This window comes from Rhodococcus sp. C26F (assembly GCF_053345925.1).
In genome coordinates this window covers 1-23,701 of record NZ_JBKFBA010000047.1, presented here as the reverse complement: position 1 = coordinate 23,701, position 23,701 = coordinate 1, and the positions used below count along the sequence as shown (strand labels likewise).

Sequence of the window (23,701 nt, the reverse complement as noted above, 5' to 3'; positions counted from 1 at the left end):
CGATGGACGGCTCGGCTGCTCGAACATCATTTCTGCCCTGCCGAGGATCTGAGCGTTTCCGTCGCAGCCAAATCCACCTGATCACCCGAGATGACGACTCCGTAGTCATGGCCGGCTCCATGCACGGTCACCCTTCCGGAGCGGACGTCATCGAGTACCTCGTCGACCGGACGCTCGAAAGGATCGCCCATTCCTCCACCTCCGCTGGTCTCGACGACGAAACACTCGCCCTTGCGGAAGAATTCGTTGTTGACCTTCGCATTCAGAATCCGGTCCGAGCCCTCGTGAGATCGCTTCTTGAAGGCTCCCGTGACGCCCGCGCCTCCGCCGTCCCGGCCACGGGGACCGACGGACAGGCGATCGCCGCGTGTTGTGACATAGGCATCCGCCAGCAGTCGGAAGACTGTCCTGGTCCCGAGGCCTCCGCGCCAGCGCCCCGGGCCTCCGGAGTCGGCGATGTATTCGACCTCTTCGACGACGAGCGGGCATCGCGCCTCAACCGGTTCGACTTGAGGTACCGAGTTGCGGCCGAGGCCGAAGTGCACTCCGGTGGCGTCCGGACCGTCTTTGCCGAATCGGGCTCCGACACCGCCGAACTCGTAGGCCAGGTGCACCCAGTACGGCGCGGTAGTTGCCGCAATCGAGAAGGGCTGCAGGATTCCGGAGGCAGCAATGGCACGTTCAGGTACCGCATCCGACAATGCCTGTAGTACCGATTCCATCGCTGCGTAGGCAGGAAGGAAGCGACCGCCGCACGGATACGGCGATTGTGCGTTGAGAAGTGACCCTTCGGGAAGTATCACTTTCAGAACTCGAAGGCATCCGTCGTTCATAGGAATAGCTGGATCGATGAAGCAGCGAAACGCGAAGACGGCTGCCGCGAGCGACTGGGAGACGCTCGCATTGACTGCCGCCGGCACTTGTGCGTCGGTGCCGGTGAAGTCGATTTCGACCTCTTTCTGACCGACGGTGACAGCCACTTGGACGCGGTGATTGCGAATGTCGGTCACACCGTCGTCGTCGATCGTGTAGTCGGCCTGGTACGTGCCGGAGGGAAGCGCAGCGATTGCGTTGCGTGTCAGAGTCTCCGTGTAATCGAGATAGTCACGGACACCTGCTGCGAAACCCTCCTCACCGTACTCATCGATGAGTTCTTCGATGCGAGTCGCAGCGGTCGACGCTCCTGCAATCAGCGCACGCACATCACCTTTCACCTTGTCCGGGGTCCGACTGTTGAGGGCGAGAATGCGCATGACGGCGTCCTCGAGTCCCTCTGATGTCGCAATCCGTACTGGAGGGAGCTGCAAACCTTCCGCAAAGATCTCCGTGGCGAGTGATGCCATTCCACCTGCTGAGGCGCCACCGATGTCGGATACGTGGATCAACGTGGCGGTGAAGTACTCCACCCGACCTGCCACGAAGATCGGTTTGAAAATGAGGATGTCGTTGGTATGTATGCCGCCCTTGTACGCATCATTCGTGGCGAACACGTCACCGGGACGCATGGTCTCGAGCGGAATGTCTTCGAGCAGGAACGGTATCGCGACCGACAGTGCCATGCTGTTCATCAGCGTAGTTGCCATCGAGTGCGCGATGAGACGACCGTCCTTGTCCAAGATCGCCGCCGAGGCATCCGACCCCTCGACCACGAACGTCGAGTATGCGGACCGCACCACGACGATGCTCGCCTCTTCCGCCGCCACCACCAAAGCGTTGCGGAGGACTTCCGAGGTGAGCTGTACCGCATCCGGAGTTCTGCGCTGGGGGTCGATTGCCGATCCGTCGGCCAGTACCTGCGTCATTACTTCTCCTCTGAAACACGCGACAGAACTACGTTGAACTCGTTGTCGATCCGGACGCCCCAGGACGGCGGGACCACGATGGTCGACTCACCATCGGCTATAACGAGGGGCCCCGTAACCAACTCGTCGCCGACGAGTCCTTCACGCTCATAGACCGGAGTTTCGCGGTACTCGCCGAACTCGCGGAACCACACCGGTCGCTTTCGTGAGGGTCCCTGGGTCCGTGTCCCCGATCGAGCTCGACGTCCGAGCGGAACTTTCGGTACCACTCTGGTGACGCGCACACGGAAGCTGACGAGTTCGATCGGTCCGGACCCATCAATCCCGTAGGATTCCTTGTACTTCTCGGCGAACCTTTCCCGTAGAGCTGCGAGCGATCCGGCGGTCCAGCGCTGATTCCGTCCTCCGTCACCGATGCGGATGGTCAGCTCATGCGCCTGACCGGCGAGTCTGACGTCCACGGAACGCTCGATTCGAGTGGATTCCGCCCTTGGATCGACGTCGAGATCGGCAGCGGCTGCTTCCGCCAGTTGCTCGAAAGTCTTGTCGATCTCGTGGGCGTCCACATCCGACTCGTGGCACAGGCGGGTGAGTACCCGGTCAGTGCTGAGATCGGTACCCAGAAGGCCAACCGCCGACCCGACACCACACGACGGCGGCACGATCACCATATCGATGTCGAATTCTTCAGCGACTCGTGCAGCATGCATCGGCCCTGCACCGCCGAAAGCAACGACGGCGAAGGGCCTGGGGTCTATTCCCCGCTGTACGGTAACCACCCTCACCGCTGCTGCCATGGTTGCATTGGCGATCTCGTGTATGGCGCTGGCAGCTGCCTCGAGCTCGACGCCGAGGGGTTCAGCGACCTGAGTTCGGATAGCATCGGCGGCCTTGTCTGCTTCCAGGCCCATCGTGCCGCCGGCGAATCCGACAGGATCCAGGTATCCAAGAACGAGGTTGGCGTCGGTCACGGTCGGGTTCTGTCCACCACGTCCGTAGCACGCGGGTCCTGGTTCGGACCCTGCCGAATGCGGTCCGACACGCAAGGCTCCACCCTGGTCGACCCATGCGACACTGCCACCGCCGGCGCCGACTTCGGCGAGGTCGATGGCTGGTGTCTTGATCGGAACACCTGTTCCGGCCCTCCGACCTCCGAAACTCCCCTTCCCACCGACGTGGAATTCCGTGGTGATTGCAGGAGTACCGTTGCGCACGACGGAGGCCTTGGCCGTAGTACCTCCCATGTCGAAGGAAATCACATCGGCCCTGCCCGCGGACAACCCTGCGGCACGAGCAGCAAGTACACCAGCTGCCGGGCCGGATTCGATCGTCGCGACAGCGCGCCGCCCCGCCAGATCGGCCGACATTACTCCGCCGCCCGATTCCATCACCTGGACGCGGGCGTCGATCCCGATTTCTCGCAGTTGCGTCTCGAGCCGCTGAAGGTAGGAGACCATGACCGGCCCGACATACGCGGACATCAACGTCGTTGTCGTTCGTTCGTATTCGCGCAGTTCAGGCCATACTTCTGCCGACGTGACCACCGTGGCTCCGGCAGGAAGCTCCTCCCTGAGGATCTCTGCGACTCGGTGTTCATGGAAGGGATTTGCGTACGAGTGAAGCAGGGCGACGGACACCGATTCGATTCCGCGTTCGCAGATACGTGAAGCAACGGCACGAACCGATTCCTCATCGAGCGGGGTAAGGACATTACCTGCACTGTCGAGCCGTTCCACCACTTCGAAGCAGTCTGCAGCAGGGATCGGTGATGTCGGCGGATCGAACAGCGTGTCGAAACGATCCTCTTCGACGCGGGCGTACCGTCCGAGAGGAAGCAGGTTGCGGAATCCGCGTGTTCCGATGTGCGCCACCCGCACACCCTTTTGCTCGAGGATTGCATTCGTCGCGAGCGTCGTAGCGTGAACGACCCGATTCACTGCGTCCGGTTGCACTTCTGCGGCATCCAGAGCGATCTGCACCCCACGCACGATTCCCTCCGTCGGGTCACCGTGTGTACTCAGGGTCTTGGCTACAGCTACCTGCCCCGTCGGCCCGGCGAGCACGACGTCCGTAAAGGTTCCCCCGACATCGATTCCCAGTGCATAGCCATCCGCGGACGCATCGAACTCTACTGACATGGAGACACCCTAACTATTTGAGCAAGCGCTTGTCTAGGACAAGCGGCCTGCTTGCGATCCGACTTCGCCAACAAGTGTGGACAGCCAAGGGACCAGCGCACGTCCGTCCCCTTCCGCAGATGCCCACGGCACCCAGCAGACGTCGTCGTGTTCCCAATTGAGTCTGATTCGACGATGCTTGGAAGTAGCAACGAAGACGTGGACGGTCCATTCCCCATCGGCACCGAGCATCCTCAGAACGGGGCCGGCAGAGAAGGACCGCAGGTCCTGCCGTATCAGGCCCGTCTCCTCCGACAGCTCCGCCAAAGCCTGGTTTTCGGGTTCGACGTCCGCTTCGAGGAATCCGGTGACGCAATGCCACATTCCGACATCGCTTCTTACGAGCGCACTCCTCCGCAACAAGCACAGTCGATTACCGTGCTTCAGCAACAAGGCGACGATCCGCCGTTCCACCGGCTCGGATAAGGGCTCCGCCACCGACGATTTCGCTTCCATGCACACCACCTCGACTCGAACCAAGCATACTGTTAGCCAAGCGCTTGCTCAAGACTGTATATTCACGCCATGAACACAGATCTCTCTGATAAAACAGCCCTGGTGACCGGCGGCGGTGCAGGCATCGGCGCAGACATCTGCGCGCGGCTTTCCGCGCTGGGCGCGGAAGTTTTCGTCTTGGACCGGGATCCCGAATCCGCTCGGACTGTCGCGAGCTCGCTGACCAACGCGACACCAGTCGAAGTCGATCTCCGAAATCCTCCAGAAATCACCGCAGCTCTCGAACGAAATCCTCGCCTCCGCCAGGCGGACATCCTGGTCAACAACGCCGGCCTGACACGAGTCGAACGCTTCACGGAAAGCGACCCCAGCACTTGGGACGCATTCTGGCAGGTCAACCTCCGCGCACCCATGCATCTCTGCCACGCACTCGTCCCCAGCATGACCGAAAAAGGCTGGGGTCGCATCGTATTCGTCTCGACAGACAGCGCTCGTGCCGGTGGCGGTGGAGAAGGGGTCTACTCCGCAACAAAGGCAGGAGTACTCGGATTCGCGAAGACGCTCGCCCGAGAGATCGCTCGGGACGGAGTCACATCCAATGTGGTGTGTCCGGGATTGGTCGACACCGCCATGCTCCGCACCGTCGAAACCGATAATTCCGGCCTGATGGACAAGCTCGCCCGATCGATCCCCATGCGCCGTTTGGGCTCTGCCGGTGAAGTTGCCGCGGCGGTCGAGTTCCTGTGCGCTCCGGATGCTGGCTATATCACGGGACAGACGCTCAGCGTCAACGGCGGAATCACCATGATGTGAGCGCTCAAGCACTAATGACGACACTGCGTACTGCCGTAAAACCTAATTCGACCTTGCCGGATGCAGAGGCCGACAAACCCCTCGGTCCGATACGCAGTCGTGGAGGCTACAGCACGACTACCGGATTCAACGGACTGGCCGTGCCTCCGACGATCGGCAGAGGCGCCGCGACAAACAGGAAGTCGGTTCGGTTCCTTGTCGACAGTTCTTCGAGCCACAGCAGCTCGATCAGTGGAACACCGTGGGCCCACAGGGTGAGCATGTGAATGTCCTCGTCGACCGATCCGTGGAACACACCCCCCGGGTCGAGTGCGCCGACCGCAATGTTGTCGCTGCCGATCGCTACGACATCTCGCTCGACAAGCCATCGGCCGCCACTATGACACAGTCCCGGCTGTTGGTCGTTGTACCTTTTCGGATCCGCCGCAAAGACCGTCGACCATCCTGTCCGCACGAGGACCACGTCCCCGGCCCTGACCTCGACCTCGGCTGCCTGTGCCGTCGACTCGAGCAGATCTGCGTCGATACGCACATCGGCGGACAAGTACTCCACGCCGACGTGTCGCGCGACGTCGAGCAGGACGCCACGCGTGACGATCGGACCCAATTTGTCGATGCCGCAGCGCGTGGCGCCGTAGCTGCGCACCCGGTTTGCCGGATGACCGTTGAACAGATGATCCCCGCGCCACATGTGCGAGAGCGCGTCGATATGAGTCGTGGTTCCGTGCGGGGACACCATCAGAGCGTCGTCGGCGACCGACATTTCGCCCTTGATGCGTTGAGTACCGGCTGCGTAGTCACCACCATCGATCGACATGAAGTGCTGTGGAAGGGGACGCCCGGTCAGATGTGGCACGTGCAAAGCTCCGGATCCGGTATTGGCACCACGGATGGGAAGCGCCAATGAGAGCACCTCTCCCTCCCGAACCGAGGTCATCGCATTTTTCACTACATCTGCCGTCAGGAGATTGGCAGCGCCGCGTTCGTCGTCGACACCCCACCGCCCCCAGTTCCCGGAATGAGGTCGACCATCCGCTTTCGCCGGGTTTGCCATGGCATAGGCCTCCATCGTATTGCAGAATCCGAATCACACGTACAGTACCAAGCAATCGCTTGCTTAACAGCATGCGTGAAGGAAGGAATTACCGATGACCCCCAATCCGAATTCGCTCCTCACCACCGCAGACTCAGCAAAGACCCCACCGATCACCAACCCGGTCGCACATGCCGTCGAGCAGGTCCCGGAGCACCAGGTAAAAGCGATGCTTGCCCGACACGGCGTCGACACACCTATCGGTGTGACCTTCCGATCGGCTGCCGATGCGCCGGGGGCGGTTGCCGACCTGCACGGTCCCCTAGTCCTCAAAGCCTTCGGACCCGGACTGGTCCACAAGAGTGACGTGGGCGCCGTCATTCTCGGCCTCGACCCCGCCGATGTCCCCATCGCAGTCTCCGATATGGAGGCATCGCTGCACCAACAGGACATCATCCCGGCCGGTTACCTCGTCGAAGAACAGCACCCGGGTGGACTCGAGCTCATAGTCGGAGTAGTTCGCGACGCAACATTCGGTCATGTCGTTCTCCTCGGCCTTGGTGGAGTCGCTACCGAAATGCTCGACATGTCCTCGTTGCGCGTCGCCCCGCTCTCTCCGGCCGACGCGGAAGCCCTGGTCGACAGCTTCCCCGGCGCACCCCTGCTTACAGGAGCACGAGGACGTCCTCCTGCCGATCGCGAGGCACTCGTTCGGCTACTTCTTGCGATCGCAGGAGAGAAAAGCCTTCTCAGCGAACTCGGCGACCGATTGGTGGAGTTCGAATGCAATCCCATCGTGGTGACCCCGAGCGGAACACAGGCACTCGACGCGCGGCTCATGCTTTCGGACGCACCGAGCGAGGTGGACAGCTCCCGATCCCCCACCGACTTCTCCGCGCTGTTCGCGCCCCGAGCGATTGCCGTGGCCGGCGCCTCGACCGGTCGCTCGACCTTCGGCAACCGTTTCCTCAGCGCATATCGAGCAGCCGGATGGCAGGCCGGCCTCTACGTACTTCACCCGAAAGCCGACGAGGTGGACGGCGTACCGGCCTTCCCCTCCGTCCATGCGATGCCATCCGACATCGATTATCTCGTGGTCGCAGTACCCGCTCATGCAACACCGGGAGTGGTGGCAGAGGCCGCAGCGGCAGGAGTCCCTTTCGTTCACGTCATCACCGGCGGGTTCGCCGAGATGGGCGACGAGGGGGCCGCCCTGCAGGCCCAACTGGCCCAAAGCACCACCGGAACACCGACCAGAATACTCGGCCCGAACTGTCTCGGAGTGTTCGCGCCTACGGGCCGACAGACCTTTACCCTCGGCGCTCCGACAGACTCAGGTTTCGTTTCGGTGGTGTCCCAGAGCGGTGGACTCTCCGGCGACATGATCACCGTCGGTTCGCGGAGAGGGGTGCGATTCTCCAAACTCGTCAGTATCGGCAATGCGATCGACGTGACCCAGGGCGAGCTTGTCGACTGGCTCGTCGACGATCCTGAGACGCGCGTGATCGGGATCTACTTGGAAGGCACCCGTGACGGCGAATCGCTCCTGCGGGCACTTCGCCGAGCTCGGGGGGTCAAACCTGTCGTTATCCTGCGCGGCGGCTCGAGTACGCAGGGTTCGATTGCCGTGAGCTCTCATACCGGGTCGATGGCGAGCAGTACGAAGGTCTGGACTGCCGTCACCGAATCCACAGGTGCGGTACAGGTCGAGTCTCTCGAGGATTTCCTCTCGTGCCTGAGCTATTTCCAGCGGTACATCGACCACCGGCCCCCTGCTGATGCTGCCGGCGTGCTGGTCATCGGCCTCGGTGGAGGGGCGTCTGTACTGGCGACGGACGCATGTGACCGTGCCGGGGTCCAACTCACACCGCTTGCCGACCGCCTCCGGGCTCGATTGAGGAATCTCGGATACGGGGCGGGCACGAGCGTCGCCAACCCACTTGAAGTTCCGGTCGGACCCGCATCATCGCCCTCTGTCCTTGTCGATGCACTCGGTCCTGTGCTGGATTCCGATGGACAGCCATATCAAGACGTACTGATGCACTTCAACGCGGCCGCCTACTACAGCTACGGAACCGGGGGCCTACAACCGTTGATCGACACACTCGAGACCGTCGTTGCTGCTAATCTGCCGACGAGAGTGGCCGTGGTCGTCCGAAACAGCGATGTGTGCCCGCCATCGGACCTCGACCTTCTGAACAGATTCTCCACAAGGACAGGAATTACCGTGCACAAGGGATTCGACGAAGCCGCCAGCGCTATCGCCGCGGCCCAGCGATTCGATTCCTGCCGAACATAGCGGGACTGAGGATCGGCACATGAGTTGAGCGCCGGGCATTTTGCCCGGCGCTCAACATTCGTTCCTGTCAGTGCGCGAGAACGTCCTCCGCAGTTCTCACGGAGCGGACGTCCGCAGCACGACCGTGCGGCATGATCTTCAGAACGAGCAGGCCCAAAAGCGCGAGCGCGGCTGCAATCAAGAACGCGATGCGGTAACCGTCCGGACCGAAGAACGTCCCGAGCTCGGTGGTGAAAGCGTGCATCGCCAGCAGCGTGAACACCAGCTGCACCGCAAGAGCACTCGCCAGATTCTGAGCAGACAGCATGACCGAGGAAGTGATCCCCTGCTTCTCCGGCGGCGCGGATTGGACAACCAGATTCGGAAGTCCACCATACGTGGCACCCATTCCGATACCGCAGAAGAGCAGCCACAACAAAACGTGCCACGATTCGGAGTGCATGAAGGCCAGCCCGATACTTCCGGCTGTCAGCGCGCCGCACCCGACCATCATCGGATAGCGAATGCCCCACCGTCGGGCTTTCGCGCCACAGACGAATCCTGCAATCACCATTGCAGCACCGTGTGGTGCCATGTAGGTCGCCACAGCGAAAGCGTCGGACCCGAAGCCGATCTCGTCACTGGGATCGCGGGGCATCTGCACGATCAACGGGATCAACGAGACGACGATTGCCGCCGGACCGTAGACCGCGGCGTTGAGCACAAGGGTCGTCCACATAGGCCGGGTCCGCAGCAGCGAGATCTCAATGATCGGTTCCGGGAAGGACTTGTCCCACAGTACCCACGCAACGAAGCACCCCAGTCCGAACGCAACGAACCCGACGAAGGTGATCGACGTCCATCCCCACGTGCCTGCGTTACCGAGTGCATACACGAGCGACGCGCCACCGAGTCCGAGGAGGATCGCACCAACCCAATCGAGCCGCGATTTGACCTTCAGCGGTGATTCGGGGAGCAGAGCGAGCACTCCTACGATGCAAGCCGCTTGGAATGCTGCGATACACCAGAACACCGAAAGTGCACCGAACGAATCGATCAACCAACCTGCCACGAACGGCGAGATCACAAGGAGGGCACCGGCACCAGTGAATGTCACTGTGATCGCAAAGGCGATCAGTGGCTTGGGGAAGACGTCCCGGATGAGAGAGTAGGCGAGCGCGGGCGTGACGTAGAGCAGGCCCTGCAGACCGCGGCCGACGAGGAACACTTCATAGTTGGGCGCCATCGCCGAGATGACTCCGCCGAGTGCCGAAAGACCAGTGACAATGACGAGGAGCATGCGCTTGCCTCGAAGATCGGCGAGTTTTCCGATGAGCGCTACAGCGACAGCAGTGACGAGGTTTGCGACGGTGATCGTCCAGCCGAGGTTCGTCGTCCCGAAATGCAGTCCGATTCCCGGAAGCGCGGTGCCGACCAAGCTGTAGGAGAAGGTTGCAAGCTCACCGAGCATGACGACGACGACGAGGGCTCCGATCCAGCGGGGAGTCCAGTAGTTCGTCTTGCTTGCGGGAAGTTGGTCGGGCTCTGCTTCGTCAGCGGAACTTGTCGGGGGGCGGTTGGGGGTCATAGGCGAACTCCTGTCCTATCGGAACACGAGGAGGGGTTTAGTGTGACGCACGACACTTGGTGGCATGGACACAGTAATTGACCAAGCGCATGCTTGCCAATAGCCCGCACCCTGCAATACACGAAGTTGCCCCAGTTCAATGCCACGCCGAGCCGCCCCATATGCCCGACGAACGTAACCGAAGTAGCCAAACCTGTTGCGTAAACCAAGCGATTGCTTGGTATATTGGGCGGACACCATCACGGAAGGGGCGAGCTGATGCTCGACTTCGAAAATCGTAAGGGCGCTGCACTGATCGCGGGCGGCACAGGCGGCATCGGCCGCGCAATCAGCCGCCTGCTCGCACAACGTGGTAGCGACGTTTTCTTCACCTACCGCGGGAATGCAGCCGGTGCGGCCGACCTGGCCTCAGAGCTCAGCGCACTCGGATCGAAAACTGAGTTCGCACAAGCGGACTTGAGCGACATCGAAGCAACTGCCGAACTGATCTCGAAGGCGTGTGCGTCGTTCGGCGGTCTCCACACGGTCGTCTATGCCGCTGGTCCGCACGTCCCGATGACTCACCTGAGCCGAGTCTCACCTCACCGGTTCGGAGAACAACTCGCCAATGACGCTGCGGCGTTCTTCAACTTGATCCACCCTGCCCTGCCGTTCTTGCGTGAAACGGGCGGCAATATCGTTGCCGTAACTACCGCTGCAACGCGCCGATTCCCGGTCCGCGATGGTTTGTCCTCCGGACCCAAAGGGGCGGTCGAAGCGGTGGTCCGCGCTCTTGCCGCCGAGGAGGGCCGCTTCGGCCTACGCGCCAACTGCGTGGGTCCCGGCATGCTGACCGATGGCATGGCGGCACGGCTCATCGGTTCCGGCGACCTCGACGAACGTGCTCTGGACATCACTCGAGGAAATATCCCACTCCGCCGATTCGGCACCGCCGACGACATCGCCGAGGCCGTCGCTTTCCTCGCATCCGACCGGGCCGGCTTCATTTCCGGACAGACGCTCGACGTCGACGGCGGCTACGGCGTCTGACCAAGGGAATAGGGCAGCCTTCTCCCTCGCAGGGGCAACGGGAAGCCGCGGCTACCTGGGACGATTGCGGGGAGCCAACGCAGCCATCCACATATCGGCCAACACATCAATCATGTCCTCGAGCAGCACATCGGAGTTGCGCGCGGACCATCTTACGAAGATGCTCTCCAACTGCGTGAAGACCAACATCGCGCGCATGCGTGCCTGCTTCTTCGTCCATCCTGAACGATGCAGTGCTTCGGCGATTCTCGCGGTCTCGAATGCGAAGGAGCGAGCCCGACGGTCACCGATCTCCCGTTCGACGCTCGCCGCATCACTCACGGCGATCGAGACGTCACGGGTGCGGTTCCAGAGTTCGATCGTTCTGGTCAGCCACTCGCGGAGACGTTCGACGCTCGGGTCCGCCGCGACCTCGGCGAACTCGGCGAGAGGCTGTGCGTACCCTTCGTCGAGCTCTTCCAGTAGCGCAAGCACCACGTCGGCCTTCGTCTTGAAGTGCAGGTAGAACGTGGCGCGCGTGGCTCCTGCTCTGTTGGTGATGTCGGTGACCGAAGTTGCGGAGTACCCGTCTTCGACGAAGCAGGCGACCGCGGCTTCCTTCAGACGTGTCCTGGTCAGTTCCTTCTGGAGGTCGCGCATGTTGGTGCGCACAATACCGCTCATCCTTTGCCGTACCTCCCCATCGTCTGTGCATAGGACTCTAGTTCACACAGCGACATGCGCAGGAGCAGGTCACGAAGGCAGCGTTTCCGGTCGAACCGTGAACCAAGCAACCTAGCGCTTGGGTGAAAAGGATGCATACTGTAGCTATGGCACCGAGATCTCAAGCGGCCACGTCCGCCCCTGCCCCGCGCCCACGACGCGGCACTTACCGGCGTTCCGCGCTGGGAGAGTCCAGCACGGAGCGCCGACGGGCCATGCTCGATATCGCAGCCGAGTTGTTCGCCGAGTATGGCTTCCGTGCAACCACAGTGCGACAGATCGGTGACGCGGCCGGGGTTCTGTCCGGAAGTCTCTACCATCATTTCGAGTCGAAGGAAGCCATCGCCGACGAAATACTGTCGGACTATTTCACCAGTCTGATGGCCACCTACGAAGGCATCGTCGAGAAGGCGGGGACGCCTTCGGAGACGTTGCGCGAACTGGTAAAAGCGGGATTCAATTCACTGGATGAGCATCGCGCCGCCATCACCGTCATCCAGAACGAACGCGCGTACCTGAGTGAGTTTCCGCGTTTCGCGTACATCGCGGACTATGAAGCCCGGGTAAGGCAGATCTGGACCAAGGTTCTCGACGACGGCGTGGCCTCCGGCGCCTTCCGCGATGACATCGACACGACCATCGCGTACCGCTTTCTGCGAGACTCTCTCTGGGTCACCGTGCGGTGGTTTACGCCTTCCGGGCGGTTGTCCGCCGATGAATTGGCGGACCAGTATTTGAAGTTGGTCCTGGAAGGGCTGGAGAAACCGAACCCCTGGGCATCGCATCCTCATCGTCCATTGTTCTCCGGCTGAATCCGATAGCAAAACGACGCCGCACAACCNGTGGTTGTGCGGCGTCGCCGTTTCTCCAGGTGGTCCCTAGGGTGTTACTGAAACCTTGAGCTCTCGACCGAGAGGCGCTACTTTCTTAACCAAGCGATTGCTTGTTTACGAAGGGCGTAACTCATGACCGTTTTTCCCGAATGGGGAACCCTCCCGCAGATGCTCCGTCGGCGCGCGTACCAGGATCCCGACCATGTGGCCGTCATTGATGGCGAGCACGTCCTCGACCTTGCAGAACTGCGCACGCAGGCTTCGAAGATTGCCCGCGCGCTCATCTCTCGCGGTATCGAGTCCGGCGACCGGGTTGCCGTGTGGGCACCGAACTGCTGGCAGTGGGTAGCCGCAGCCTTCGGCATCTGGGACTGTGGGGCGATCATCGTTCCATTGAGTACCCGAGCAAAAGGCATCGAGACGACGGAAGTTCTCGAGCGTACTGGATGTCGCGCACTGGTGATGACAGACAGCTTTCTCGGCACCGACTATTTAGGACAGTTGTCCACTGCCGCAGGCGAGCCCGGAAACGGGGTTCCATTCTCCCGGCTCCCCCACCTGAGCACTGTGGTTCTCTTGAGCGGACGCCCGTCACTTCCGGGAGCATTCACCTGGGACGACTTCTTGGATCTGCACCGCACCGTCGACCTGGACGTCGCCGAAGCACGCGCGCTCGCCGTGGACCCTGAAGACATCTTCGAGATCTTGATGACCTCCGGAACCACGGGGCAACCCAAAGGCGTGACGTTGTGCGGCAATCAGATCCTTCGCGCGTACTGGGACTGGGCAGAGATCTGTGGGCTCGGAGCCGGAGACCGACTCCCGGTTGTCAGCCCCTTTGCACACGGATTCGGAATCAACGCCGGAATCATCGCCTGTGTCGAACGGCTGGCAACGATCGTTCCAATCGCGGTCTTCGATCCTGACAAGGCACTCGATATGGTCGAAGAGCTACAGCTCACTGTGCTTGCCGGCCCACCGAATCTTTTCGCCAAGATCCTCTCGGACCCTACGCTGACAGAACGCGACATCTCCTCGCTTCGATGGGCCGTTGTCGGCGCCGCCAGCGTCCCCGACGAGTTGGTGGTGTCCATGCAAGATCGCCTCGGTTTCGAACGTGTCACCAACGCATACGGATTGATCGAGGGATCCGTCGTGACCATGACACGAGCAGGAGATCCTCCGGAAGTCGTTGCAGCATCTGCCGGTCGTGTCGTATCAGGAATGGAAGTCCGCCTCGTCGACGCGGACGAAAATGTAGTGCCAACCGGTGAACGGGGTGAGATCCAGATCCGTGGATACGGTGTGATGAAGGGTTACTGGGACGCTCCACAGCTGACAGCAGATGCGTTTGCTCGAGGAGGTTGGTTCCGCACAGGCGATGTCGGCTCATTCGATGCTGACGGAAACCTTCGTATCGTGGGACGCACGAAGGAGATGCTCATCGTCGGCGGGTTCAATGCATATCCCGCAGAGATCGAGAGCCTCCTACTCCACCACGCCGATCTCGCACAAGCCGCCGCCATCGGCGTGCCCGATAACACACTCGGTGAAGTGGTTTGGGCATATGTAGTTCCTAAACCCGGTGCGACACCCACGGAGGAAGAGCTCATCGCATGGGCACGCGAGAACATGTCGAACTACAAGGCACCACGACGAATGTTCCTACTGGACGCGCTTCCCACCACCGCAAACGGAAAGATCGACAAGGCGCGACTCGAGCAGCACACCAGTGAGCTGGGAGTCCGAGTGCGATGACCTCGAGCGCCGGCACTAAGAACGAAACATCGGATTTTGCCCTAGCCGACTACATCGCTATCCAGAAACTGATCCACCGCTACGCGTATCTTATCGATTCGGGACAATTCGACGAAATGGGCGCGCTGTTCGATCGCGCCGATGTGTACATCGGAGGAGAACTCGCGGTGCGCAACGACGGTACGGCTGTCTCAAGGCTCTGGGAGAGCTATGTCCGCATGTATCCGAACGGTACGCCTCGTACCCACCACATCGCGACCAATGTATCCATCGAACCCGACGGTGTCGGAATCGCTCGCGCTCATTCCTACATCCTCGTCGTCCAGAACCCCACCGACGTCCCGCTCGTGCCCATCACAGCCGGCGACTACCTCGATCGGTTCGTCAAAGACGAAGGCGTTTGGTACTTCAGCGAACGCCGTGTCGGAAACGATCTTTTCGGTGACATGTCCCATCACCTCACCCACCCGATGCAAGTCAACCCGAATGCGGCACCGCAACGGTGGGACCTCGTCTGATGTTCGCCGGCGTCCAGATGTTCACATCCGCAGAGTCCATCACCCCCGCCGATCTGGCCGCTATGGCCGAAGAACATGGCTTCGAGTCGGTGTTCTTCCCGGATCACACACATGTCCCGGTCGGAGACACATCTTCCGATTATTCGGGCCATGACGTGCCGGAGTACTACCGGACGGTCCTGGATCCAATCGTAGCGATGACCGATGCCGCCCGGGCGACATCCACCATCAAGGTCGGTACAGCGATCTGTCTCATCACAGAACGCGATCCGATCATTCTTGCCAAGCAGATCGCATCCATCGATCAATTGTCATCCGGCCGAGTGATCCTCGGTGCCGGCGCGGGCTGGAACGACCAGGAAATGCGCAACCACGGGGCGGACCCGGCCAATCGGTTCGGACTGTTCCGCGAACGAATCGAAGCAATGACTGCGATTTGGAACCACGACGAGGCGTCCTTCCACGGCAAGCTCGTCAACTTCGATTCCTTGTGGTCCTGGCCCAAACCTGTGCAGCAGCCGCGGCCACCGGTGCTGATCGGCGGCAACGGCCCGAGCATTCTTCGACGTGTAGTCGCCTACGGTGACGGATGGATGCCGTTCCGTGACGGCACGAAGCAAGTCGACGACGACCTGTCCGGAGAACCAGAAGACTTCGAAGACTCACTTGCACACCGGATAGGTGAGTTACGGGTCCTGGCCAAGGATGCAGGACGCGGCGTACTGCCGGTGACGCTGTTCAACGCCTGTCCCCATCCCGCAGCACTCAACCGGTATCGGTCCATCGGGATCGATCGGGTCGTTTTCTGGCTACCTACCGCTGACCACGGCACGACACTTGCGACGGTGAAAGCACTCGCGCATCTGCTCGACTGTCTGCGTTGACGTACTCACGTCAACGGAAAGTGGCACGCTACGGACCGGCTAGTTGCTACCTCAATCATCGGAGGCTCTGCCGCCGCACAAATCTCTCGCGCACGGGAGCATCGAGTTCGAAAACGGCAACCTGACGGTGGGGCCAGAATCGACGGGACTTCTCCTACCGGGAGAGGCTTCCGCTGATCGACATGCGGATCCGGCACAGGCACCGCATCGAGCAAGGTCCTCGTGTAGGGGTGCAGCGGCGTATCGAACAGATCCATGGTCGGACCGATCTCGCACACCTTTCCGAGGTACATAACCATCACTCGGTCACTGATGACACGAACGACACTCAGGTCGTGCGAGACGAAGAGCATGGTCAGGTGATACTGCTCTTTGAGATCCTCGAGCAGGTTCACGATTTGTGCCTGCACGGACACGTCGAGGGCCGACACCGGTTCATCGCAGATGAGCACCTCAGGTTCCATCGCCAGGGCACGCGCGATACTGATCCGTTGACACTGACCTCCCGAGAACTCGCCAGGCAGACGCTCGCCTACGATCTCCACGTCGAGACCTACCGATTCCATGGCTCGCCGCACCCGTGCTGCCGCATCGGGCACTCGCCAGATGGACAGGCCTTCCCCGATGATGTCCCGGACCTTCCGGCGGGGATTCAACGCCGAGATCGGGTCCTGGAGTACCACTTGGAGTTTGCGGCGCACCCTTCTGAGCTCTCGTGGCGACATTGAAGACAGATCCTGTCCAGCGAATTGCACCGTACCTGCAGTGGAAGGGGCCAACTGGAGCACCGCTTTTGCCGTAGTCGACTTTCCGCATCCGGATTCACCGACGATACCGAGTGTCTCACCTCGGTGGACTCGAAAACTCACGCCGGCCACAACGGTCGTTGATCCTCCACGCCCGTCGGGGAACGCCACTTCGAGATCTTTGACGTCGAGCACGACCTCGTCGGCGGCTCGATCGGATTTCACAAACGTGGTCACCGGAAGATTCCTTCCTTTATGTCCGTACCGTCCACCGGGTTATGACAGGCATAGCGATGGGTTTCGCCGCTGGGGCGAAAATCAGGCTCTCGAAGACAGTCGTCTGTCGCGTGCGAGCACCGCGGTGCAAAACGGCATCCTGGCGGTAGGGACAGTGGGTCCGGCGGACGACCACTGATCGAGAACAGTCGGGCGTGCGGCACGGCATCCACCCGGGGAGTCGATCGAAACAGGGCGGACGTGTATCGGTGCCTCATTCCCCCGAACAGGGAGCGAGTCGAGGCCGATTCGACGATTCGCCCCGAGTACATGACCGATACCTCATCGGCATGTTCGGCAACGACGCCGAGATCATGGGTGATGAGAATCAACCCCATCCCCCGCTCGCGGCGAAGTTCGTCGAGCAGCTCGAGTATCTGGCGTTGCACCGTCACATCAAGGGCGGTAGTCGGCTCGTCCGCTATCAGAAGATCAGGCTTACATCCGATCGCCATCGCAATCATCACACGTTGTCGCATTCCCCCCGACAGCTCGTGTGGGTACTGATGGAGGCGCCGTTCGGGATCGGAAAGACCGACCTGTTCCAACAGATCCGCCGCCCTACGCCACGCGTCACGCTTGCTCAGGCCGAGGTGAAACCGTTGCGGATCAGCGATTTGGGCCCCGATCTTCCGTACAGGATTCAGCGCCGTCATCGGATCCTGGAACACCATGGCGATCCGTGGCCCCCAGAAGTGCTTCTTCTCCACTGGAGTGAGAGTCGCGAGATCTCGACCGTCGAAATACACACTCGAGCCGGATCCCACAGAAGCATTGCGGGGCAGCAGGTTCATGATCGTTCGAACGAGTACGGACTTGCCCGAACCGGATTCGCCCACAATTCCGTGTGAACGGCCTCGATCGACCATGAATGACACCCCGTCCACCACACTCGATGGCCCCCGTGGCGTATCGAACGTCGTGGTCAGATTTCGAACTTCCAAAAGCGGATTGTGCATGGTAGCTCTCTTCGCTTGTCGAGATGCCTAGTGCTTACGTGGCCGAGGATCCCACTTCTGTTGTGCCCAATCACCTATCTGGTTCAAGGCCAGCACGGTGAAGAAGAGAACTGCGCCTGGCACGAAAACCAAGTGGGGATGATTCGACAGCTCGGTCTGGCCCGCTGCGATCATGTTTCCCCAAGTAGGTTCGGGACGTTGGATGCTCAGCCCCAGGAAGCTGAGCGACGACTCCGCGACGATCAGCACCGCAACCACGACGAAAGCATAGGCAACAGTCGAGGCGACGACGTTGGGCAGGAGCTCGCGCGCGAGGATACGAGGGGACCCTGCGCCCAGCGCCTTCGCTGCCATGACGAAGTTCCTCTGTGAGTACGACATCGTATTGGCACGGGCCAACCGAAAGAACGTAGGGACTGCCAGAACGCCTAACGTCAAGGTGACATTCCGTACGCTCGGCTGAACCACAGATGACAGCGCAAGCAACAGAATCAACGGTGGAAAAGCCAGAAGCGAATCGTTGAGGAAGTTCAAGATCGCATCGACCCTTCGCCGGTGATACCCCGCGAGTAGTCCGAGGCTTCCCCCGACAATGACTCCGATCAACACCGCACCGAACCCTACGATCAGCGATGTGCGGGCCCCGTATATTACTCCGCTGAGGATGTCCAGGCCTTGCCGATCCGTGCCGAACGGGTGCGCGGAGAAAAGGTCCGGAGAGGCCAGGATCGGTGCAGACAGTGTCGCCGATGGATTGCGGCCCTCTGATAGCGGCAGGAAGTCGACGACGAGGACGGCGACCAGCTCGACGGTCATCCAAACGATACTGAGCCAAAGACCGAGAGCTCGCGCGCTCTTCGCACCGCGGTATCGGCCGCGCCCGGCGCGCGCCGTCGGTGACGAGGAGCGACCTTCCGCAGCTGCGACGGAACCACCGTCGACTGGTTCTTCGACCTGTTCAGACACTGACATGACGAGTCCTCGGATCAAGGTAGAGATAGGAAAGATCGACCAGGGCATTCACAAGCACATAGAGCGCCGCCACCGTCAACACGGCGGCTTGCAGAACCATGAATTCCTTTTTCGACACGCTTTCGACTATCAAGGTGCCCATACCGGGCAGACGGAAGATCGTTTCCACGATCACCGTTCCTCCGAGGAGTCGTCCGAAGCTGATACCCGCAATGGTCACCAATGAGAACGTCGACGGTCGCAAGGCTTGTTTCACCAGGATGTGACGACGCGGCATGCCTTGCGCGCGGGCGGCCAGGACGAAATCCTCGTTCAAGGTGGTCACCATGTCACTTCGAAGGACGCGTGTGAGTTGCGCGCTCTCGGTCAATCCGAGCACGAGTACCGGCAGAGCGACAGTACGGAGGTTCTCGACGAGCGTGCCGTCGCCGATACGCACGAAGCCCTGGCGTGGGAACTGTGGAAAAAGTGAGACCAGAATTAGGCCTACAACCAGGATCCCGATCGCGATCAGCACCATGTTTCTACGCTCACGTGCCGTCCTCGACTCGGCGCTGCGCAGCGCTGCGACCAAAAAGACGGCTGCGGACAGAACCGCTGCCGCCGCGATCGAGATCCTGACTGTGTCCGGCCTGAAGACCACCACGTAGATGACAATGAGCGCAAGTAGAAAGCTCGGAACGGAGATCAGGCCGAACGAGATCGTGGACGCGACTTTGTCGAAAGCGCGATCATAGCGGTAAGCCGACCACGTACCGACCGGAAGTGAGATTGCCAGGGCTACAGCCACAGACAAGACCGCAATCTCCAACGTCACCGGCAATCGATTGGCGATGAGCTCTGTTACATCCTGGATCGGCGGTACGAGGGTGTGCCCCAAATCTCCGTGCCGGAGACCTCCCAGCCAGTCGAGATACCGAACCAGCCACGGTTTGTCGAGTCCGAGTTCCTCGCGGACAGCTGCGTATTGCTCCGGCGTTCCTTCCGCACCCACTACCGCTACTGCTGGATCGCCCGGTACCAATTCCACGAGGAAGGCCGTTGCAAGGCTCACGAGCACGAGGACTGGAACGACACGACCGAATACAGCAGCGATTCTGCGTGTTGTCATCGCGTATCCTTTTCCCTCATTTGATCAGGCCCCTGCAACGAACGCCTTGTCGTAGCGAAGGACACTCCCTCTGGTCACGAGCAACCCGCCGATCTGGATCGAGTGGATGTTGTCCTCCTCATACGCTGCGATATTGGCGATCACGGGAGACTCGTCGAAGATCTGCTGCATCTGGGCGACGATCTCCTTCTTCTCATCCACCGAAGAAGCAGTTCGTAGGTCGGCCAGTGCTTCGTCCATTCGTGTGTCCGAGTATCCGTAGTAGTTCGACATACTCTGGCTGTTCAACTGCCGGTTCATCAACGCCCACATGCCCTCGTCCGTGTAGTTCGGACCCCATATGACCAAGTCGTAGTCCCTGTCCGACGCAACCGTGCCGAGAACCTCGGTCAGGGACTTGTCGGTGTCGAGTTCGACGTCGAATCCCACGCTTTCGAGAACCGCTTCGACAGCGATCGCTTCGTTGATTCGAATGGGACTGTTGTCTGCCAGGAGACGAAGGGAGCCATCCCATCCCGATTCCTTTGCCTCTACGACCAACTTCCTGGCCAGTTCCGGGTCGTACGCCGGCCCTTGTACACCCGAATAAAGACCCGGTGTGTTCTCGTGGATGAGTGCCGAGGTTGCAAGCGCCGTCCCGTTGAAGACTCGCGCGTTGATCGCATCCGGGTCGATCGCAGCAACAATCGCCCTACGCAATCGGTTGTCCGAAGTCGGCCGTCCGGGCGCAGAGTTCATCACGACACCTTCACCGTAGTTGTACAGCGTGGGCAACGTACCGAACCCTTCTTCGCGTGCTTGGGCAATCGCCGGCGGCTCACGTAGCAATGCCACGTCCACTTCACCTGTCCTGAGCGCATCCAGAGTCGATTCGGCACCTTGGATACTGATGAACCGAAGCGTCTCGATGCAGACCGGCCCGCCCCAATAGTCTGCCTTGGCAGACATCACGATCTCCTCGCCCGGCGCGTACTTGATGAGTTCGTACGGTCCGACGCCGGCGCCCTGCGGATTCAGAGCGAACTGTTCGGCACCGAGTTCAGCCACTACGCGCGGATTCGTCACCATGCCGATGTCCGTCGCCAGGACGTGCGGAAAGTCCGGATATGGACCGTCAAGGGTGAACTGTACGGTCAGAGGATCGAGAACCTCCATGGAGACAATGGTTTGCGCCTCTCCCCTCGAGACTTGAGTGTTCTGCGGCGACTGATGTCTTTCCACACTCTGCTTGACGTCCTCGGCACTGAGCGGGTCACCGTTGCCGTATCGGACCCCGTCACGCAGAGTGACTGTCCAGACGCTGAAATCATCATTGGGCGAAAGAGACTCGGCCACGTGCGGTTCATAGGACTGCGATTCGACGTTATACGTGACCAGCGTGTCGAACAACGCCCTGGATCTCAGTGCCCCCGCTTCCTGCGGCACCGGGCTGACCGACCGGATCGAGTCCACGCGGAGCCAGAAGCGTTGCATGAGTGACAGACCCCCCGATCCTGTCGGTTGTACACGTACCGTCGGCCACTTCCGTGCTGCTTCCGCCTGCACTGGCACACCCCGCGACCGTCCCGAGCATGGCTGCAACCGCCACAACAACCGACTTTCGGAGTCTCATGCATGTTCTCCTTGTGTTCGAGTACGGCCTACGACCGCACGGATTCCTCCGCTGACCGCCGTCACTCCCCGGCTCTATGCCCAACGACGTGTCATGTGTTCAGACCTGGTCAGTCGTGGCTGGTGGCCGGGACGAGTTGTCCCTAGGGATGTGCGGGATTCTTGGCCCCGGATGAAATAGTTACTGAGCGTGCACTTGCTCGACCATATTATGACCTAAGTCACTGATGTCAAGATTGCGAGTTCTCGTGACGTTCAGCGTGACTCGACCTCGAGCGATGACTCGCTGACGGGCACTCCCCGGTAACCCACGCCAGCACGCACTGCTCGCCGGACGTGTGCTGGCAGCACGGCCGATCAAGTTGCCAATTTGAGCATGCGCTTGGTTAAATACAGGATAGTCTCAGGATGTTCGCCCGTGGGTGATGGTCACCCTGAAACGCTCCCGCGGAAGGAGGGCAACGAGGTACACATCTCCGATACGCACGCCGGCGAATGAGCAATGCCGGGGTTGACTGGGCGCTTGTCATACCTGTCTCACCGAACGGGTTACGACGCTGTCATTGGGTACGTGTCAGCCCAGGACGATCGGCGTCTCGCCTACACAGCGCTGAGGGGTGGTTATGCCCCTCCCCTCGGAGCGGACTTCAAGAACGACTTCCTCGGACAGACTTCTTTCCTCAGGGCCGAGCGAGGCATTGCGCAGCTCGCTCGGAGACGGCCGACCATTTGACAGTGACTACTGTCAGTAAAGTGACCTTATCGAGGCCCGTACTGTTCTGCCACTACAAGACGCAGGCACGCAACGGTACTGCCGACAGGCCAGGGGTTCCGAAACGGTAATCGAGCGTTCCGTTTTCTGGGTCTTCCGGATGACGTCGCCATCGACACAAACCGGGGACAGCCGGAAGCGGAGCGACTACGACGCCCGGTCACGTTTGTGACCACGCCATCGAACTCGAGGTGTACCGCACAGGAGCCTTCGTGCGCACTTTGGGGGAGGACTGAGGGAGGCATCGATCACGGATCGCCATCCACATGGTTTTCGAACTCGGCATCAACCGGCGGAGCTGGGCGCTGCCTCTCGTACAGCCCTGTGGTAGTGAATCCTCCGTGGGATTCGCACCGTCCGCCTCGGCGGATCCCGGATTAACTACGTTCCGTAGACCGGCGTCGGCGGCTGCGACGCTGCGATCAGCTTCTCGACGACGGGACCGAGTTCCTTCGGATCCCAGCGATCGCCCTTGTCGATCGCCTCACCGTGGCGCCATCCGTCGGCCAGCGACACCTTGCCGCCCTCGGCCTCGAACACGCGACCGGTCACGTCCTTCGCTTCGGCACTGCCGAGCCACACGACCAGCGGCGAGACGTTCTCCGGCGCCATGGCGTCGAAACCCTCTTCGGGTGCGGCCATCATCTCGGCCATCGCGCCACCGGCCCCGACGGTCATGCGGGTGCGTGCCGAGGGCGCGATCGCGTTGACGGTCACCCCGTAGCGGCCGAATTCGGCTGCGGCCTGGATCGTGAGCGTCGCGATACCGGCCTTGGCGGCGGCGTAGTTGCCCTGGCCGATGCTGCCCATCAGGCCGGCACCCGAGCTCGTGTTGATGATGCGGGCGTCGACCGGGTTGCCGGCCTTGGACTCGGCGCGCCAGTAGGTCATGGCGTGACGCATCGGCGCGAAGTGCCCCTTGAGGTGCACGCGGATGACGGCGTCCCACTCCTCCTCGCTCATGTTGGCGAGCATGCGGTCGCGCAGGAATCCGGCGTTGTTGACGAGCACGTCGAGCCGGCCGAAGTTGTCGAGGGCGGTCCTGACGAGGTTCTCGGCACCGGCCCAGTCGGCGACGTCGTCACCGTTGACGACGGCCTCTCCCCCGGCCGCACGGATCTCCTCGACGACCAGCTCACCGGGGCTCTCCCCCGTGGCGGTTCCGTCACTGCCGACACCGATGTCGTTGACGACGACCTTCGCACCCTCCGCGGCGAAGGCGAGGGCGTGGGCGCGACCCAGTCCTCGCCCGGCGCCGGTCACGATGACGACGCGCCCGTCCAGCAGTCCACTCACTTCGTCTCCTTCGTTTCGGCCGCTGCCATGTAGGCAGGGCGTTCACCGCCGCCGTGGACGGTCAATGTCGATCCGCTGACGTAGGCC

The 23,701-nt window shown here is 61.1% G+C and carries 19 protein-coding genes and 1 pseudogene; 7 read left to right on the top strand and 13 right to left on the bottom strand.

The window, feature by feature from the left end:
• Nucleotides 1–26: 26 nt before the first annotated feature.
• Genes ACLBYD_RS27105 through ACLBYD_RS27095 form a run of 3 tightly spaced genes read right to left on the bottom strand, consistent with a single transcriptional unit; the run spans nucleotide 27 to nucleotide 4,435 of the window.
• On the bottom strand, nucleotides 27–1,802 hold the full coding sequence (locus ACLBYD_RS27105; protein WP_447818861.1) for a hydantoinase B/oxoprolinase family protein: 1,776 nt from the start codon (nucleotides 1,800–1,802) through the stop codon (nucleotides 27–29).
• Nucleotides 1,802–3,940, bottom strand: coding sequence for a hydantoinase/oxoprolinase family protein (locus tag ACLBYD_RS27100; RefSeq protein WP_447818860.1), 2,139 nt, complete (start codon nucleotides 3,938–3,940; stop codon nucleotides 1,802–1,804). The genes ACLBYD_RS27105 and ACLBYD_RS27100 overlap by 1 nt, the downstream gene beginning before the upstream one ends.
• 33 nt (nucleotides 3,941–3,973) lie before the next feature.
• Nucleotides 3,974–4,435, bottom strand: a complete 462-nt coding sequence (locus ACLBYD_RS27095; protein WP_447818859.1) for an NUDIX domain-containing protein — start codon at nucleotides 4,433–4,435, stop codon at nucleotides 3,974–3,976.
• Nucleotides 4,436–4,504: 69 nt separating this feature from the next.
• Here ACLBYD_RS27095 and ACLBYD_RS27090 point away from each other — a divergent pair, with 69 nt between their 5' ends.
• Entirely contained in the window at nucleotides 4,505–5,248 is a 744-nt protein-coding gene (locus ACLBYD_RS27090) for an SDR family NAD(P)-dependent oxidoreductase (protein ID WP_447818858.1), read from the top strand.
• Nucleotides 5,249–5,354: 106 nt separating this feature from the next.
• Here the strand turns inward: ACLBYD_RS27090 and ACLBYD_RS27085 are convergent, their stop codons facing one another.
• Nucleotides 5,355–6,317 carry a cyclase family protein gene (locus ACLBYD_RS27085; RefSeq protein WP_447818857.1) on the bottom strand — a complete coding sequence of 321 codons (963 nt, stop codon included), beginning with the start codon at nucleotides 6,315–6,317 and terminating at the stop codon, nucleotides 5,355–5,357.
• Between the two features lie 79 nt (nucleotides 6,318–6,396).
• On the opposite strand from ACLBYD_RS27085, the gene ACLBYD_RS27080 reads away from it, so the two are divergent.
• A complete protein-coding gene (locus tag ACLBYD_RS27080) occupies nucleotides 6,397–8,580 on the top strand; it encodes an acetate--CoA ligase family protein (RefSeq protein ID WP_447818856.1) in 2,184 nt (727 codons plus the stop codon).
• 67 nt (nucleotides 8,581–8,647) lie between these two features.
• Here the strand turns inward: ACLBYD_RS27080 and ACLBYD_RS27075 are convergent, their stop codons facing one another.
• Nucleotides 8,648–10,147 carry an MFS transporter gene (locus ACLBYD_RS27075; RefSeq protein ID WP_447818855.1) on the bottom strand — a complete coding sequence of 500 codons (1,500 nt, stop codon included), beginning with the start codon at nucleotides 10,145–10,147 and terminating at the stop codon, nucleotides 8,648–8,650.
• 258 nt (nucleotides 10,148–10,405) lie between these two features.
• On the opposite strand from ACLBYD_RS27075, the gene ACLBYD_RS27070 reads away from it, so the two are divergent.
• Complete coding sequence (locus ACLBYD_RS27070) at nucleotides 10,406–11,176, top strand: SDR family NAD(P)-dependent oxidoreductase (RefSeq protein ID WP_447818854.1); 771 nt, start codon at nucleotides 10,406–10,408, stop codon at nucleotides 11,174–11,176.
• Nucleotides 11,177–11,227: 51 nt separating this feature from the next.
• Here the strand turns inward: ACLBYD_RS27070 and ACLBYD_RS27065 are convergent, their stop codons facing one another.
• Nucleotides 11,228–11,839, bottom strand: a complete 612-nt coding sequence (locus ACLBYD_RS27065) for a TetR/AcrR family transcriptional regulator (protein WP_447818853.1) — start codon at nucleotides 11,837–11,839, stop codon at nucleotides 11,228–11,230.
• 254 nt (nucleotides 11,840–12,093) lie between these two features.
• On the opposite strand from ACLBYD_RS27065, the gene ACLBYD_RS27060 reads away from it, so the two are divergent.
• From ACLBYD_RS27060 to ACLBYD_RS27045, 4 genes are all read left to right on the top strand, one after another.
• Nucleotides 12,094–12,690: a TetR/AcrR family transcriptional regulator gene (locus tag ACLBYD_RS27060; protein ID WP_447818852.1), complete on the top strand. Its 597-nt coding sequence runs from the start codon at nucleotides 12,094–12,096 to the stop codon at nucleotides 12,688–12,690.
• A gap of 153 nt (nucleotides 12,691–12,843) precedes the next feature.
• Nucleotides 12,844–14,469 (top strand): AMP-binding protein, encoded by a 1,626-nt coding sequence (locus ACLBYD_RS27055; protein WP_447818851.1) that lies wholly within the window; start codon nucleotides 12,844–12,846, stop codon nucleotides 14,467–14,469.
• The gene (locus ACLBYD_RS27050; RefSeq protein WP_447818062.1) at nucleotides 14,466–14,987 is read left to right on the top strand and encodes a nuclear transport factor 2 family protein; all 522 of its coding nucleotides are present in this window, start codon (nucleotides 14,466–14,468) and stop codon (nucleotides 14,985–14,987) included. Before ACLBYD_RS27055 ends, ACLBYD_RS27050 begins: the two co-directional genes overlap by 4 nt.
• On the top strand, nucleotides 14,987–15,871 hold the full coding sequence (locus ACLBYD_RS27045) for an LLM class F420-dependent oxidoreductase (RefSeq protein ID WP_447818063.1): 885 nt from the start codon (nucleotides 14,987–14,989) through the stop codon (nucleotides 15,869–15,871). The genes ACLBYD_RS27050 and ACLBYD_RS27045 overlap by 1 nt, the downstream gene beginning before the upstream one ends.
• 5 nt (nucleotides 15,872–15,876) lie before the next feature.
• Here ACLBYD_RS27045 and ACLBYD_RS27040 read toward each other — a convergent pair whose 3' ends face one another.
• From ACLBYD_RS27040 to ACLBYD_RS27010, 7 genes and pseudogenes are all read right to left on the bottom strand, one after another.
• A complete protein-coding gene (locus tag ACLBYD_RS27040; RefSeq protein ID WP_447818064.1) occupies nucleotides 15,877–16,854 on the bottom strand; it encodes an ABC transporter ATP-binding protein in 978 nt (325 codons plus the stop codon).
• Nucleotides 16,851–17,852, bottom strand: a complete 1,002-nt coding sequence (locus tag ACLBYD_RS27035) for an ABC transporter ATP-binding protein (RefSeq protein ID WP_447818066.1) — start codon at nucleotides 17,850–17,852, stop codon at nucleotides 16,851–16,853. Before ACLBYD_RS27035 ends, ACLBYD_RS27040 begins: the two co-directional genes overlap by 4 nt.
• Nucleotides 17,853–17,879: 27 nt before the next feature.
• A complete protein-coding gene (locus ACLBYD_RS27030; protein WP_447818068.1) occupies nucleotides 17,880–18,668 on the bottom strand; it encodes an ABC transporter permease in 789 nt (262 codons plus the stop codon).
• A gap of 142 nt (nucleotides 18,669–18,810) precedes the next feature.
• Complete coding sequence (locus tag ACLBYD_RS27025; protein WP_447818069.1) at nucleotides 18,811–19,935, bottom strand: ABC transporter permease; 1,125 nt, start codon at nucleotides 19,933–19,935, stop codon at nucleotides 18,811–18,813.
• Nucleotides 19,936–19,959: 24 nt separating this feature from the next.
• Nucleotides 19,960–21,408 (bottom strand): ABC transporter substrate-binding protein, encoded by a 1,449-nt coding sequence (locus tag ACLBYD_RS27020; protein ID WP_447818070.1) that lies wholly within the window; start codon nucleotides 21,406–21,408, stop codon nucleotides 19,960–19,962.
• Between the two features lie 1,291 nt (nucleotides 21,409–22,699).
• Entirely contained in the window at nucleotides 22,700–23,614 is a 915-nt protein-coding gene (locus tag ACLBYD_RS27015; protein ID WP_447818071.1) for an SDR family oxidoreductase, read from the bottom strand.
• Nucleotides 23,611–23,701, bottom strand: a pseudogene (locus ACLBYD_RS27010) (SDR family oxidoreductase); the annotation flags it as partial. The gene ACLBYD_RS27015 and the pseudogene ACLBYD_RS27010, both read right to left, overlap by 4 nt.